This window comes from Pseudomonas sp. B13(2017), assembly GCF_002113245.1.
In the GTDB taxonomy this organism is placed as follows: Bacteria; Pseudomonadota; Gammaproteobacteria; order Pseudomonadales; family Pseudomonadaceae; genus Aquipseudomonas; species Aquipseudomonas putida_Z.
In genome coordinates, this window is the sequence record NZ_NEJX01000015.1 from 88,601 (window position 1) to 102,559 (window position 13,959).

Here is a 13,959-nt window from a genome sequence, read left to right on the forward strand (position 1 = left end):
GTCGGGCGCGGCGGGTAAGCACGCCACGCCCCGGCCCGTCTTGGTTGTTGTTATTGAGCGTTGGCTTTTTCGGCAGCCAGTTCTTCCAGGTCGATGTAGCGGTTGCCGATGCGCGGGTGCAGGCGGCCGCCGTCGGAGGCGCCCAGGACCACGACGATTTCATCGGCGCGCGGGGCATCTTCGATCTGCATTTCCAGGGTGATGTAGTGCGAGCGCAGGCCTTCGTCATCCTTCTGCATCATCGGGATCTGGATCGAGGTGCCCGGGCCGCCGCGCTTGTTGGTGAAGCTCAGGTAGCTCTTGGCCTGTACCGCTTCGCGGTAGTGGTTGCCGAAGCGCAGGGTGTGGATCACCGCCGAGGCGTGTTCGATTTCGCCGTCGGCGCCGACGACTGCGGCCTTGCCGTAGGCTTCGATCTTGTCGGCGCCGCCGATGGCTGCAGTCAGGCGCTCGACCATCAGGGCACCCAGGTCCGAGCAGTTGGCACGGATTTCCGGCTTCAGATCTTCAACGAAACCGCGACCGGCCCATGGGTTCTTGATCACGACGGCCAGGCCGACCATGGTCACCGGCTTGTCGGTGGCCTTGCCGCCTTCGATGCGGGTCTCTTCGGAGTAGGTGACGATCTTGCGGATTTCGAAACTCATGGGTGGCTCCTGGTGAGGGTTATCAGCTCTTGTTGTCTGATGGTATACCATAATATTTGTTGTGCAAGAGGTGGCTGGAAATTTCTCTTGCGAGGGGACGAAAGGTGGCCTGATGCCTTGATTCCTGCGGTTTCTGTGCTGGCCTTTTCGCGGGCTCGCCCGCTCCCACAGGGATCGCACGGCATTCATGGCCTGTGCTGTCCCTGTGGGAGCGGGCAAGCCCGCGAAGAGGCCGGTGCAGGCTTCAAAAAAAAGCCCGCTCACGTGGGCCACAGGGCCCACGGGAGCGGGCGCGTCCCGCAATGTTTCAGGTAATGGGAAATCAGGCGAACGCCGGCACCACTTCCTTGATGAACAGCTCCAGCGATTTCTTCTTCTCGGCGTGGGGCAGGCTGTTGTCGCACCAGAAGCTGAACTCGTCGACGCCGAGTTCCTGGTAGTACTTGATACGCGCGATGATCTCTTCCGGCGTGCCGATCATGGTGTTCTTGCGGATGTTCTCCAGCTCGAACGCCGGCACTTCGGCAAACTTCGACTCCGGGCTCGGCTCAAGGAAACCGTTGACCGGGGTGGTCTTGTTGCCGAACCAGGCATCGAAGGTGCGGTAGAAGCGCGAGATGGCCTGGGCGCCGACTTTCCAGCCTTCCGGCTCGGCCGGGCTGTGCACGTGGGTGTGGCGCAGCACCATCAGTTGCGGGCGCGGCACGCCCGGGTTGTTGTCCAGGGCAGCCTGGAACTTGTTCTTCAGGTCCAGCACTTCCTCGTCACCCTTCATCAGCGGGGTGACCATGACGTTGCAGCCATTGGCCACGGCGAAGTTGTGCGAGTCCGGGTCGCGGGCGGCGATCCACATCGGTGGGGTGGCGTTGAACGGCTTCGGCACGCTGGTGGAGGTGGGGAACTTGTAGACCTCGCCGTCATGGGCGTAGTCGCCTTCCCACAGCTTGCGCACCACCGGCACCATTTCGCGCAGGGCCTTGCCGCCGTCGGTGGCCGGCATGCCGCCTGCCATGCGGTCGAATTCGAACTGGTAGGCGCCACGCGCCAGGCCCACTTCCATGCGGCCATTGCTGATCACATCGAGCAGGGCGCATTCGCCCGCCACGCGGATCGGGTTCCAGAACGGCGCGATGATGGTGCCGGCGCCCAGGCGGATCTTGTCGGTGCGCGCAGCCAGGTAGGCCAGCAGCGGCATCGGGCTTGGCGAAATGGTGTATTCCATGGCGTGGTGTTCGCCGATCCACACGGTGCTGAAACCGCCGTTCTCGGCCATCAGGGTCAGTTCGGTCAGGTCTTCGAACAGCTGGCGGTGGCTGACCTGTTCATCCCAACGTTCCATGTGCACGAACAACGAAAATTTCATGGGGCTTTCCTCAACGCTTGAAAGGGGCTGGCGCCAGGCAGGGTTGGCACCAGCGGTCTCGATTCAGAATAGGCTTCAGGCAAAGGCCGGCAGGCTGGCCATCTTGCCGCGGCAGTACACCATCGGCCGTGGCGCCTCTTCAGGGACGATCAGGTTGTGCACCTTGCCGACCATGATGGCGTGGTCGCCACCTTCGTATTCGCGCCACAGTTCGCATTCGATGACTGCGGTGGCACCGGCCAGGATCGGGTTGCCCAGTTCGCTCAGGGACCACTCGATGCCACTGGCCTTGTCCTTGCCCTTCTTGGCGAACGCATAGGCTTCGGCCTGCTGTTCACCCGACAACAGATGAATGGCGAAGCGCTTCTGCCGGATCAGCACGGGGTAGGAGTCGGAGGTGTAGTTGGGGCAGAACAGCACCAGCGGCGGGTCCATCGACAGGGAGGAGAAGGCGCTGGCGGTCAGGCCGACGACCGAGCCATCGTCGTCCAGGGTGGTGATGACGGTAACGCCGGACGGGAAGGAGCCCAGGACATGCTTGTAGACGGTTGCGTCGATCATCTGGTGTACCTCTATAGGGCTGCGGTGGTCCGCGGTTTTTATCGTTGATGTGTCTGATGGTATACCGTAATACCTATTTTGCAAGCGGAATTTTCAAGCGAGGGTATTGCGCGATGAACGGCTCAAGCCCGCGTATACCGTGGGTTTGAGCGGTGAGGCGGTTTGCCGCAGGGGTTGCGCGAGCGGATCAGTGGGCGTTTTTTCCTACGGATCAGTGTTGTCAAAAGTTTGGAATACCATAATATGGTCCGCAGCTGAGAGGCCGCCTAGATGCGGTTTCCTTACAAAGATAAAAACGACCTTTCGAGCTGAATCCTATGTCCCAACCGTCGTCGCAACACCAGTTTGTCGAGAATCACACGGTCGATTACGTTCCACCTGCCGAGCGCCACGGGAAGGCGCGCGACCTGTTCACCCTCTGGTTCAGTACCAACATCGCGCCACTGCCCATCGTCACCGGCGCCATGGTGGTCCAGGTGTTCCACCTGAACCTGTTATGGGGCCTGGTCGCCATCGTGCTGGGCCATCTGGTCGGGGGCGTGGTCATTGCCCTTGCTTCTGCGCAGGGACCGCAGCTGGGCATTCCGCAAATGGTGCAGAGCCGTGGCCAGTTCGGCCGCTACGGCGCCTTGCTGATCGTGTTCTTCACCGCGCTGATCTATGTCGGCTTCTTCATTTCCAACATCGTCCTGGCGGGCAAGACCATCCACGGCATCACCCCGAGCGTACCGATGCCGGGCGCGATCGTGATCGGTGCGCTGAGTGCCACCGCCATTGGCGTGATCGGTTACCGCTTCATCCACATCCTCAACCGCATCGGTACCTGGGTGATGGGTTCGGCGTTGCTGGCCGGTTTCATCATGATGTTCGCCCAGGAACTGCCGGCCGACTTCTTCAGCCGTGGCGCGTTCAACCTGTCGGGCTTCATCGCCACCGTGTCGCTGGGCACCATCTGGCAGATCAGCTTCTCGCCGTATACCTCCGACTACTCGCGCTACCTGCCGCGTGAAGTGGGCATTGCCAAGCCGTTCTGGGCCACCTACTTCGGCGCTACCCTGGGCACCATCCTGTGCTTCAGCTTTGGTGCGGTGGCGGTGCTGTGCGTGCCGGAAGGCACCGATGCGATGGACGCGGTCAAGCAGGCCACCGGCTGGCTGGGCCCGATCCTGATGGTGCTGTTCCTGCTCAACATCATCAGCCACAACGCCCTCAACCTGTATGGCGCGGTGCTGTCGATCGTGACCGCGATCCAGACCTTCATCGCCGAGTGGACGCCGAGCATCAAGGTGCGGGTGGTGCTGGCTGCGGTGATTCTGGTGGGCTGCGGCATGGTCGCGCTGAATGCCTCGGCGGACTTCATCGGCCAGTTCATCGGCCTGATCCTGGCATTGCTGCTGGTACTGGTGCCGTGGGCGTCGATCAACCTGATCGACTTCTACCTGATCAAGAAGGGCCAGTACGACATCGCCTCGATCTTCAGTGCCGACGGCGGCATCTATGGCCGCTTCAACCACCACGCGATCATTGCCTATGCCTGCGGCATCCTGGTGCAGCTGCCGTTTGCCAATACGTCGCTGTATGTGGGGCCGTATTCCAATATCGTCGAAGGGGCTGACCTGTCGTGGCTGTTCGGCTTGCTGGTGACGGTGCCGCTGTATTACTGCCTGGCGACCCGGGGCAAGGCTGCCGAGAAGGCGGGGCGGGTTGTGAGTGTCAATGACTGACAGATTGGCGTTGCTGTAACAGGGGCTGCTTTGCAGCCCATCGCCGGCAAGCCAGCTCCCACAGGTTTCATGTTGCCCTTGCAGGCTGCACTAACCCTGTGGGAGCGGGCGTGCCCGCGAAGGGGCGCAACGCGGCCCCGGCTATTTCAGCTCAAACCTTGAACTGCGCCACCAGGCCATTCAGGTCCACCGCCAACCGCGACAGATCCTGCGCCGCCGCACTGGTCTGGTTGGCCCCCGCCGATGTCTGCATGGCCAAGTCGCGAATGTTCACCAGGTTGCGGTCCACCTCCCGCGCCACCTGCGCCTGTTCCTCCGAAGCGCTGGCAATCACCAGGTTGCGCTGGTTGATCGAGGCAATCGCCTCGGCAATCACCTCCAGCGCCTGACCGGCGCCTTGCGCCACCTCCAGCGTGCCGCTGGCGCGGCCCTGGCTGCTGTGCATCGCCGTCACCGCCCGCTCGGTACCGTTCTGGATCCCGGCAATCATCTGCTCGATCTCGGCGGTCGACTGCTGGGTACGGTGGGCGAGGGCGCGTACCTCATCGGCCACCACGGCAAAGCCACGGCCCGCCTCGCCGGCGCGGGCCGCTTCGATAGCGGCATTCAGCGCCAGCAGGTTGGTCTGCCCGGCAATCGCGCCAATCACGTCCAGCACGCGGCTGATCTCGTTGGCATTGTTGGCCAGCTGTTCGATCTGGGTCGAGGTGCCGGTCACATCAGCCACCAGATGCTGGATGGAAGCCAGCGCCTGGTTGACCCGGTCGCGGCCATCACGGGTGGTCTGGTCGGCACCCTTCGAGGCGTCGGCGGTGCTGACGGCATTGTTCGCCACTTCCTCGACCGCCGCAGTCATCTGGTTGACGGCGGTGGCCGCCTGGTCGATCTCCGCGCTTTGCTGGTGCAGGCCGCGGCTGGTGTCTTCGGTGACGGTGTGCAGTTCCTCCGAAGCCGAGGCCAACTGGTCGGACGAAGCGGCGATCTTGCGGATGGTGTCGCGCAGGCTGCCCTGCATGCGGCCCAGGGCGCGCAGCAGCAAGGCTGGCTCGTCGCGGCCGATTACACGGATGTCCTGGGTCAGGTCGCCGGTCGCCACGCGCTCGGCCACGCTCACCGCATCGGCCAGCGGCACGACGATACTGCGAGTGAGCACGGTGGCAATGGCGACCAGGGCCAGCATGATCACCAGCAGCGAGACAATGATCGCGGTGAACGCTTCGTCAGCCACGTCGCTGCTGCGCTGCGAGGCCTGTTCGGCACCTTTGCCGTTGTAGGCGATCAGCGCCGCCATGGCCTGCATCATGCTGTCGGCGCGCTGGGTCAGGGGGCCGTTGATCTGCTGCCTGGCGTCTTCCATGCGGCCAGCAACAATGTCCTGCAGTACGCGTGCTTGCAGCTCGAGGTATTGCTGGTGCGCGCTATTGAAGGTGTCGAACAGGGCGCGGTCATCGGCGGCGGTGATGGTACCTTCGTATGCCTTCAGGCCATCCTTCATCTTGGCATTGGTGTCGTCGAGCAACTGCAGGTTGCGGCTGCGTTCGCTGGGGTTGTCGTCCAGTGCGGTACGCAGGGTGAGGGCGCGGGCGCGGCCAAGGTTGCTGCTGATTTCGCTCAGGGCCACCACGGCGGGCATCCAGTTGACCCGGATTTCGTCCGTGGCCTTGTCCATCTGCCGGGTTTCATAAAGTGCGGTAAGGCCCATGAACAGGACCAGGATACCCAACAGGGCGAACACGCAGGCAGCGCGAATGCCGATCTTCAAATTCCTTAATTGCATGACATGCTCCTTGACGGTGGCGTGCAGGCCCTCAGGAGCTTGGGCGGATGGCCGGGTCACCGGGTGTGGCGCCAGGCTCTGGAAGCGCTGCGGATTCAGTTGTGTGCCTCACCCTCTTGAATTCTTTTTGATTTGAATGATGCCATATGGCCATCATTTTCGAACAGTCATTTCATGTCATGACATCAAAAGACAAAACCGCCATCAGGTGGCGGTTTTATCAGATTGCTGCGGTCAGACGATCGCGATGAGCGGGTCAGCAGCGGCCAGTGCCAGGGCGCGATCAGCCGCTGGCGGGTAGATCCATACCGAGTTGATCTGGCGCTTGAGGTCTTTGCCTTCCTGGCCGTGCAGCTTCAGTTCGCGCTCCCAACCCTCGCTGAACGTCGCACCCCATTCGCCCAGGTCCAGGCAGGTGACGTACTTGGGCTGGCGGTACACCACCGGCTGCAGGCCGAGCAGGTCGGCCGCGGCGTTGTTGCCGGAGTGGCGGCCCATGGGGATGGCGTGCTGGCAGGTCATCAGGGCGTGGTTGCCCAGCTCGTCCACAGCGGCCCAGGCGGTGTCGCCCGTGGCGTACACATGGTCCTGGCCCAGCACCTTCAGGTGGCCGTCCACTTTCAGCCGGCCGAAGTTGTCGCGCTCGCCGGCAACCTGTGCGGTCAACGGGCTGGCCTTCACGCCAACGGTCCAGATCACGGTGTTGCTGGCGATATGCTCGCCATTGTCCAGGGTAACGCCACCGGCATCGACAGCCACCACCGAAGCCCCGGCCTTCCACTCGACCCCGGCCTGTTCGCAGGCGGCGATGATCGACGGCGTGATACCGGCGCCCAGCGCCGCACCAACTTGCGCACCGCGGTCGACCACCACCACCCGCACCGCTGCACTGGCACCGAGGATGGCACGCAGGCGGGCAGGCATTTCCGTGGCGGTTTCAATACCCGTGAAGCCACCGCCACAGACCACCACGGTGTTGCGTGCAGGCGAAGCGGGCTGGGCGGCCAGGCCGACCAGGTGCTGTTCCAGGCGCATGGCCGATTCCATCTGGTCGACATCGAATGCATGTTCGGCCAGGCCAGGCACTGCCGGGCGTGCGACCTGGCTGCCGGCGGCGAGGATCAGGCGGTCGTAGGCGGTCTGTTGCCGGTGCCCCTGGGCGTCGGTGTAGCTGACGCTGCGCCCTTCGGTATCGATGCTGTCGGCGTTGCCCGGAATGAAGTGAATGCCCACGGCTTCGAACAGCTCGCCCAGCGGGGCCTTCATGCCGTGCACGTCGGCCTCGTAGAAGCGCGGGCGGATGCGCAGTTCAGGCTGTGGAGCGAGGACGCTGATGTTGATGTCGGCACGCTGGGCCTGATCGAGCAGGCGCGCAGCGCTCAGGGCGCTCCATACGCCGGCAAAGCCGGCACCGATGATGAGGATGTTCGATTTCATGAAGGTGCTCCGCAAGGTTCGAAAGGGGCTTCGAGGGCGGGTTGTGTGCCTCTCGAATAACTACGACTGTATTGATCGTAGTTTGTGCGTGCAAGTCTTTTTTCCAACAGGCCGACACCCTGCCGCACCATTTCGTGGCTCGAATAGCTGTATTTACTGGGCTTAAGGGAAAAACAAGGCCGACCGGCGGCAGCTTTGCGCTTTGCGGTGCGGATGCTATCGGCGTATTATTTGCGACAAGATTGGTCGGAGATAGATATGTCGCTCTACAGTGCTGGCGTCGAATACGGTATCCATTGCCTGCTGTTCCTGGTGGACGAGCGGGGCGACTCGCGTGAGTCCAGCGTGCGCGACCTGGCGGAGTTGCAGGGTGTACCCCAGGAGTACCTGGCCAAGGTCTTCACCAAATTGGCCCGTGCCGGACTGGTGGCCGCCACCGAGGGCGTGCGTGGCGGCTTCCGGCTGGCGCGGCCGTCGGATGAAATCACCGTGCTGGATATCGTCAATGCCATCGATGGGCCAAAGAAGATCTTCGACTGCCGCGAAGTTCGCGAGCGTTGCAGCCTGTTCGAGGGTTCGCCGCCGGGTTGGGCGACCGAGGGCACCTGCGCGATCCATGCGGTGATGCTGGGTGCGCAGAAGCGCATGGAAGAGGCCCTGGCGCAGCAGACCATCCTTGATCTGGCGCGGCGGTTCGGGCGCAAGGCGCCGGCCGAGTTCGGGCAGAAGGTCAATGCCTGGATGGGTGAGCGGCGGGAGGGCAAGGGGGCAGGGGATATTCCGGTCAGTCAGGTCTGAATCTGTTGCCAGTGCCGGCCTCTTCGCGGGCTTGCCCGCTCCCACAGGAATCGCACAATTGCTGAAATCTGTGGGGTACCTGTGGGAGCGGGCGAGCCCGCGAAGAAGCCGGCACAGAAATAACCCGCTCAGCGCCCCTCATGCTGCCGCCGATACGCCCCCGGCTGCACCCCCACCGCCTTGGCAAACGCCCGGGTAAACGCCGCCACCGACTGATACCCCACCTGCGCCCCCACCTGCTCCACGGTATGCCCCGCCCGCAGCAACTGGCTGGCATGGCGCATGCGCAGCGCCAGCAGTACTTGCCCCGGCGACTGTCCCGCCAGTTCATTGAAACGCTTGAAAAACGCCGACCGCGACAACCCGGTGCAGGCGGCCATGCTTTCCAGCGTCCACGCTTGCCCCGGTTGCTCGATCAGCTGCTCCAGCAACCCGGCAAACGCCGGTTGCCGGGCGAGGGCGACCAGGCCACCCAGCGATTGCCCGGCATGCACCTGCTGGCGCAGCACATACAGGAACAACAAGTGCGTCAGCCGCTCCAGCAACGCCTGTGACGGCCCGGTGGCGCGCCGGCATTCCTCCAGGATCAGCTCGAACAACGCCCGCGCCGCATGCCCGGCCGGTTCATCGGCGCGCAGCAGTATCCAGTCGGCCAGGCCGTCGACGATCAGCGCCGACAAGCCCGGCCTGAAGTGGAAGAAACCACATACCAGCCCCACGCCATCGACCGCATCGGCGTCCATGGCCTGCATGTGCTGGCGTGGCTGGGCGCAGGCACTGGCCGGGTCCTGGTCGCTGGCCAGGCGATAGCCGAGGTCGCGTAGCAGGAACACCGCATCGCCAGCCTCCAGGCGCAGTGCCTCGGGCTGGCCGTCGATGTGCAGCCAGCAATGCCCTTGCACCACCAGGTGGAAGCTGGCCCGGCCCATGCCTTCGGTGCTGGCGTGCCAGCCGCCGCAGTAGCGGCCCACATGGAACAGGCTGGCATCGAGCTCCAGGCCTTCTAATAACCAATCGACAAGGTGGCTGGACGAAATCATCTAATGCAAAGACTCAAGAGCAAGGAAAGGCGACTGATGAATATGGAGGGTAGTTCTTATAACCAACAGACTGTAGTGACACCCATCAAAGGAGACCACTCCATGTCCTCGCGCATTACTTTACACACGCTGCAGAGCGCCCCGGAAGCGGCCCGTCCGTTCCTCGAGAACGCCCAGAAGAATTCCGGCTTCATCCCCAACCTGCTGGGCGTGCTGGCCAATGCCCCGGCGGCGCTGGAAACCTACGTGACCGTTTCGGCACTCAACGGCAAAGCCGAACTGAGCCTGGCCGAGCGTGAAGTGGTGCAGCTGATTGCCGCCACCCAGCATGGCTGTGACTTCTGCGTGGCCGGCCACACGGCCGTGGCCCTGAACAAGGCCAAGCTGCCGCAGGAGGTGGTCGATGCCCTGCGTGCCCGTGGCGAGCTGCCCGATGCCCGGTATGAAACCCTGGCCGCGTTCGCCCGCGAAGTCATCGCCACCCGTGGCAATGTCAGCGAGGCCACTTACCAGGCCTTCCGCGCAGCCGGTTTCAGCGAAGGCAACGCCCTGGAGGTGATTCTGGGCGTGAGCCTCGCAACCCTGTGCAACTTTGCTAATGTGTTCGCCCAGACGCCGCTCAATGACGAGCTCGGCAAGTACCGCTGGCAACCTTCTGCATGATCCGCGCGTGACACCGGTCGTACCGCGATCGTTGTAGGAGCGGCCTTGTGCCGCGAATGGGCCGCCAAGCGGCCCCGGCGTTTTCAAAGGAGCAAGACCATGCAAGATTGTGCATTTCGACACTGGCTGGATGCCAATGCCGAGGCCATTGACCGGGGCCAGTGCGAGCCGCAGCTGGTGCTGGCGCAAATCGCCGAGTCGCAGCTGCTGCGGGTCGGTGTCGACCCGGCCCTGGGCGGCACGGGCGGGCAGGTGACCGACGCGGTCGAGGCCATTGCCGCAATCGCCAGCCGCTCGCTGGCAGCGGCGTTCGTCTGCTGGGGCCAGCGCGCCTTCATCGAATACCTGTTGCACAGCCCCAACCAGCCCCTGCGCGAGCACCTGTTGCCGCGCCTGCTGACTGGCGAACTGGCCGGTGCCACCGGGCTGTCCAATGCCATGAAGTTCCTGTCCGGCATCGAAGCGCTGCAGGTGCGCGGGCGCCCGCAAGCCGATGGCTGGCAGCTGGAAGGTCGCCTGCACTGGGTGACCAACCTGCGCAAAAGCGGCTTCGTGGTGGCTGCGGCTATCGAAGACGAAGCCGGTGGTGCACCGTTCGTGCTGGCCATTCCGTCCGACGCGCAGGGCCTGGAGCGCTCCGACGACCTGCAACTGATGGGCCTGCAGTCGAGCAACACCGCGGCACTGGCCTTCCACCAGGTGCAATTGCAGCGTGGCTGGTTGCTGCACGAAAATGCCCGTGAGTTCCTGCCCCGGGTACGCCCGGCGTTCCTGGCGCTGCAGTGCGGCATGGCCATTGGCCTGGCGCGGCGGGCGCTGGCGGAAGTGCAGGCACACCTGCATGGCCGTGCCTCGTTCCTCGACGAAGCACGCCAGGTGCTCGGCGAGCGCCTGGAAAACACCGTGAGCGAGCTCAAGCAGGGCCTGCTCGATGGCCGCTTCCAGCAGCAGCCGGCAGCCTTGTTCAAGCTGCGCATCACCCTGGCCGAAAGCGCTGCCGACGCCGTGCAACTGGAGTTGCAGGCCAGTGGTGGCAAGGCCTACCTCAGCGAGTACGGTGAAGGCTTTGCCCGCCGCTGGCGCGAGTCGGCCTTCGTGCCGATCGTCACGCCCAGCCTGGTGCAGCTGCGCGCCGAACTGCAACGCCAGGCGGGCGCGGCATGAGCCAAGTGTTGCTCGAAGCCCGCGACATCAGCCTGGGCTACCCGCGCGAGGGTGGCTGGCAGGCGGTGCTGGCGCAGTTCGACCTGCAGCTGGCCCCCGGCGAAGTGGTGACCATCCTCGGCCCCAGCGGGGTCGGCAAGTCCAGCCTGCTGCGGGTACTGGCCGGCCTGCAGCAGCCCCGCGGTGGCAGCGTGACCCTGCACGGCCAGCCGCTGCAGGGCCCGCACCCACGCCTGGCGGTGGCCTTCCAGGACCCGAGCCTGTTGCCTTGGTTGAGCCTGGAGAAGAACGTCGCCTTCGGCCTGGACTTCGCCCGCCAGCCAAAACTTGCCGCCGCCGAACGGCGCGCACGCATCGACCATGCGATTGCCGCCGTGGGCCTGGCCCATGCTCGCGGCCAGTACCCGGCGCAGTTGTCCGGCGGCATGGCCCAGCGCACCGCGCTGGCCCGCTGCCTGGCCCGCCAGCCCGAAGTGCTGTTGCTCGACGAGCCGTTCGGCGCGTTGGATGAAGTGACCCGGGCCGACATGCAGCAACTGCTGCTGCAACTGATCGCCACCCATAACACGGCGGCGGTGCTGATCACCCACGATATCGACGAAGCCCTGCTGCTGTCCGACCGGGTCCTGCTACTGGGCAACCACCCAGCGCACACCCTCGGCCAGTGGTGCATCGACCTGCCGCAACCACGGACGCAGCGGGTCGAGGAACTGGGCGCCTTGCGCATCGAAATCCTCAAAACCCTTCGGCGGGCAAGCCGCACAGTCGAACCTACCCCAACCCCGTTGCCCTCGGAGGCTGTCCATGTGCATGGATGACTGCTGTTCCTCTTCTTCGCGTCGCGATTTCCTCAAGCTCGGCGCCATGCTCACGGCCGCCGGTGCACTGCCGTTGCTGTCGAGCCTGCAGGCCCCTGCCGCCGCCGAACCGGACGCGCCAGTGCGTATCGGCTACCTGCCGATCACTGACGCCACGCCACTGCTGGTGGCGCACAACAACGGCCTGTTCGAGGCCGAAGGCATCAAGGCCGAGCGCCCGGTGCTGCTGCGCAGCTGGGCGCAGGTGATCGAGGCGTTCATCTCCGGCCAGGTCAATGTCATCCACCTGCTGTCGCCGATGACCGTATGGGCCCGCTACGGCAGCAAGGTGCCGGCCAAGGTGGTGGCCTGGAACCACGTGGGCGGTTCAGGCCTGACCGTGGCCCCGGACATCAGCGACATGAAACAGCTGGGCGGCAAGACCGTGGCCATCCCGTTCTGGTACTCGATCCACAACGTGGTGCTGCAACAGATGCTCAACGACAACGGTCTGACCCCGGTGTCGAAGCCGGCCAATGCGCCGCTGGCCGGCAACGAAGTCAACCTGCTGGTATTGCCGCCGTCCGACATGCCGCCGGCGCTGGCCAGCAAACGCATCGCTGGCTATATCGTCGCCGAGCCATTCAACGCCCTGGCCGAGAACCTCAAGGTTGGCCGCGTGCAGCGCTTCACCGGCGATGTGTGGCGCAACCACGCCTGCTGCGTGGTGTTCATGCACGAGCACGACCTGAACAACCGCCCGGAGTGGTCGCAGAAGGTGGTCAACGCCATCGTCAAGGCCCAGCACTGGACCCGTGACCACCGCGCCGAGGCCGCCGCATTGTTGTCCAAGGCCGGCCCCAACAAGTACACCCCGCATGAACCAGCGGTGCTCGGCAAAGTGCTGGCCCCGGCCGCCGAGGACCGTGCCGGTTACATTGCCAGTGGCGCCATTCGCCACCAGCAGTGGGACGAAAAGCGCATCGATTTCCAGCCTTACCCGTTCCCCAGCTACACCGAAGAGCTGGTCAAGCGCCTGAAAACCACCCTGATCGAGGGCGACAGCGCTTTCCTGGCCGGCCTGGACCCGGCACAGACCGCCCGCGACCTGGTCGACGACCGCTTCGTGCGCAACGCCATCGCCAGCGTTGGCGGGCCGTCGGTGTTCGGCATTGCCGATAACTTCGAGCGTAGCGAGGAGTTCGCGGTCTGATGCGCACGCATGTCGTTCATGCCGGCCTGGGGCTGGCCGGGTTGCTGGGTTTGTTGCTGTTGTGGTGGGCCGGTGTCGCGCTGTTCGGCCAGGCCGATGGCCTGTCGGCGCGCTTTTCGCCGGCAGCGACCCTGGCCAGCCTGGTCGAGTTGCTGGGGCAGGGCGAGGTGTACGGGCATATCTGGGTCAGCCTCAAACGTATCCTGGTCGGGCTGCTGCTGGCGCTGCTGATCGGCGTGCCGCTGGGCTTGCTGGTGGGCAGCTACCGGCACCTGGAGGCTGCGACCACACCGGCGTTCCAGTTCCTGCGCATGATCTCGCCGCTGTCGTGGATGCCGGTGGTGGTGATGCTGATGGGCGTGGGGGACCAGCCTATCTACTTCCTGCTGGCGTTTGCCGCGTTGTGGCCGATCTTGCTGAACACGGCGGCCGGGGTAAGGCAGCTGGACCCGCGCTGGTTGCAGTTGAGCCGCAGTTTGAGTGCCACGCGCCGGGAGACCTTGTGCAAGGTGATCGTGCCCGGGGTGATCGGCCATGTGCTGACCGGCGTGCGACTGGCCATCGGCATCCTGTGGATCGTGCTGGTGCCGTGCGAAATGCTCGGGGTGAGTGCGGGGCTGGGGTACTTCATTCTCGATACCCGCGACCGGCTGGCGTATTCCGAGCTGATGGCGATGGTGCTGCTGATCGGGGTGCTGGGGTTTGTGCTGGATGCCCTGGCGCGTGGGCTGCATCGGCGCTGGGTGCATGGCTGAGGGGCCAGGGGGGCTTCTTC

At 64.4% G+C, this 13,959-nt stretch carries 13 protein-coding genes; 7 read left to right on the plus strand and 6 right to left on the minus strand.

Annotated elements, in window-relative coordinates:
* Positions 1 to 50 precede the first annotated feature (50 nt).
* From CAG44_RS19145 to CAG44_RS19160, 3 genes are all read right to left on the minus strand, one after another.
* The gene (locus CAG44_RS19145) at positions 51 to 647 is read right to left on the minus strand and encodes an amino acid synthesis family protein (RefSeq protein WP_003258678.1); all 597 of its coding nucleotides are present in this window, start codon (positions 645 to 647) and stop codon (positions 51 to 53) included.
* Positions 648 to 969: 322 nt separating this feature from the next.
* Entirely contained in the window at positions 970 to 2,010 is a 1,041-nt protein-coding gene (locus CAG44_RS19155) for an LLM class flavin-dependent oxidoreductase (protein WP_025338791.1), read from the minus strand.
* Positions 2,011 to 2,085: 75 nt separating this feature from the next.
* Complete coding sequence (locus tag CAG44_RS19160; protein WP_003259250.1) at positions 2,086 to 2,571, minus strand: flavin reductase family protein; 486 nt, start codon at positions 2,569 to 2,571, stop codon at positions 2,086 to 2,088.
* Positions 2,572 to 2,888: 317 nt separating this feature from the next.
* Here CAG44_RS19160 and CAG44_RS19165 point away from each other — a divergent pair, with 317 nt between their 5' ends.
* A complete protein-coding gene (locus CAG44_RS19165; protein ID WP_025338792.1) occupies positions 2,889 to 4,295 on the plus strand; it encodes a cytosine permease in 1,407 nt (468 codons plus the stop codon).
* Between the two features lie 151 nt (positions 4,296 to 4,446).
* Here CAG44_RS19165 and CAG44_RS19170 read toward each other — a convergent pair whose 3' ends face one another.
* Together CAG44_RS19170 and CAG44_RS19175 are read right to left on the minus strand one after the other, a co-directional pair.
* Positions 4,447 to 6,072 (minus strand): methyl-accepting chemotaxis protein, encoded by a 1,626-nt coding sequence (locus CAG44_RS19170; protein WP_085692786.1) that lies wholly within the window; start codon positions 6,070 to 6,072, stop codon positions 4,447 to 4,449.
* 234 nt (positions 6,073 to 6,306) lie between these two features.
* Complete coding sequence (locus CAG44_RS19175) at positions 6,307 to 7,509, minus strand: NAD(P)/FAD-dependent oxidoreductase (RefSeq protein ID WP_085692787.1); 1,203 nt, start codon at positions 7,507 to 7,509, stop codon at positions 6,307 to 6,309.
* A 258-nt stretch (positions 7,510 to 7,767) separates the two neighbouring features.
* Between CAG44_RS19175 and CAG44_RS19180 the strand changes: the two genes are divergently transcribed.
* Positions 7,768 to 8,307: an Rrf2 family transcriptional regulator gene (locus CAG44_RS19180; RefSeq protein ID WP_003259245.1), complete on the plus strand. Its 540-nt coding sequence runs from the start codon at positions 7,768 to 7,770 to the stop codon at positions 8,305 to 8,307.
* Positions 8,308 to 8,435: 128 nt separating this feature from the next.
* Here CAG44_RS19180 and CAG44_RS19185 read toward each other — a convergent pair whose 3' ends face one another.
* Entirely contained in the window at positions 8,436 to 9,347 is a 912-nt protein-coding gene (locus tag CAG44_RS19185; RefSeq protein WP_085692788.1) for an AraC family transcriptional regulator, read from the minus strand.
* 102 nt (positions 9,348 to 9,449) lie between these two features.
* On the opposite strand from CAG44_RS19185, the gene CAG44_RS19190 reads away from it, so the two are divergent.
* From CAG44_RS19190 to CAG44_RS19210, 5 genes are all read left to right on the plus strand, one after another.
* Positions 9,450 to 10,010 (plus strand): carboxymuconolactone decarboxylase family protein, encoded by a 561-nt coding sequence (locus CAG44_RS19190; RefSeq protein ID WP_003259243.1) that lies wholly within the window; start codon positions 9,450 to 9,452, stop codon positions 10,008 to 10,010.
* 99 nt (positions 10,011 to 10,109) lie between these two features.
* A complete protein-coding gene (locus CAG44_RS19195; protein ID WP_085692789.1) occupies positions 10,110 to 11,174 on the plus strand; it encodes an acyl-CoA dehydrogenase family protein in 1,065 nt (354 codons plus the stop codon).
* The gene (locus CAG44_RS19200; protein ID WP_085692790.1) at positions 11,171 to 11,992 is read left to right on the plus strand and encodes an ABC transporter ATP-binding protein; all 822 of its coding nucleotides are present in this window, start codon (positions 11,171 to 11,173) and stop codon (positions 11,990 to 11,992) included. The genes CAG44_RS19195 and CAG44_RS19200 overlap by 4 nt, the downstream gene beginning before the upstream one ends.
* Positions 11,979 to 13,184: an ABC transporter substrate-binding protein gene (locus CAG44_RS19205; protein ID WP_085692791.1), complete on the plus strand. Its 1,206-nt coding sequence runs from the start codon at positions 11,979 to 11,981 to the stop codon at positions 13,182 to 13,184. Before CAG44_RS19200 ends, CAG44_RS19205 begins: the two co-directional genes overlap by 14 nt.
* Positions 13,184 to 13,939, plus strand: coding sequence for an ABC transporter permease (locus tag CAG44_RS19210; protein ID WP_015270722.1), 756 nt, complete (start codon positions 13,184 to 13,186; stop codon positions 13,937 to 13,939). Before CAG44_RS19205 ends, CAG44_RS19210 begins: the two co-directional genes overlap by 1 nt.
* Positions 13,940 to 13,959: the final 20 nt, after the last annotated feature.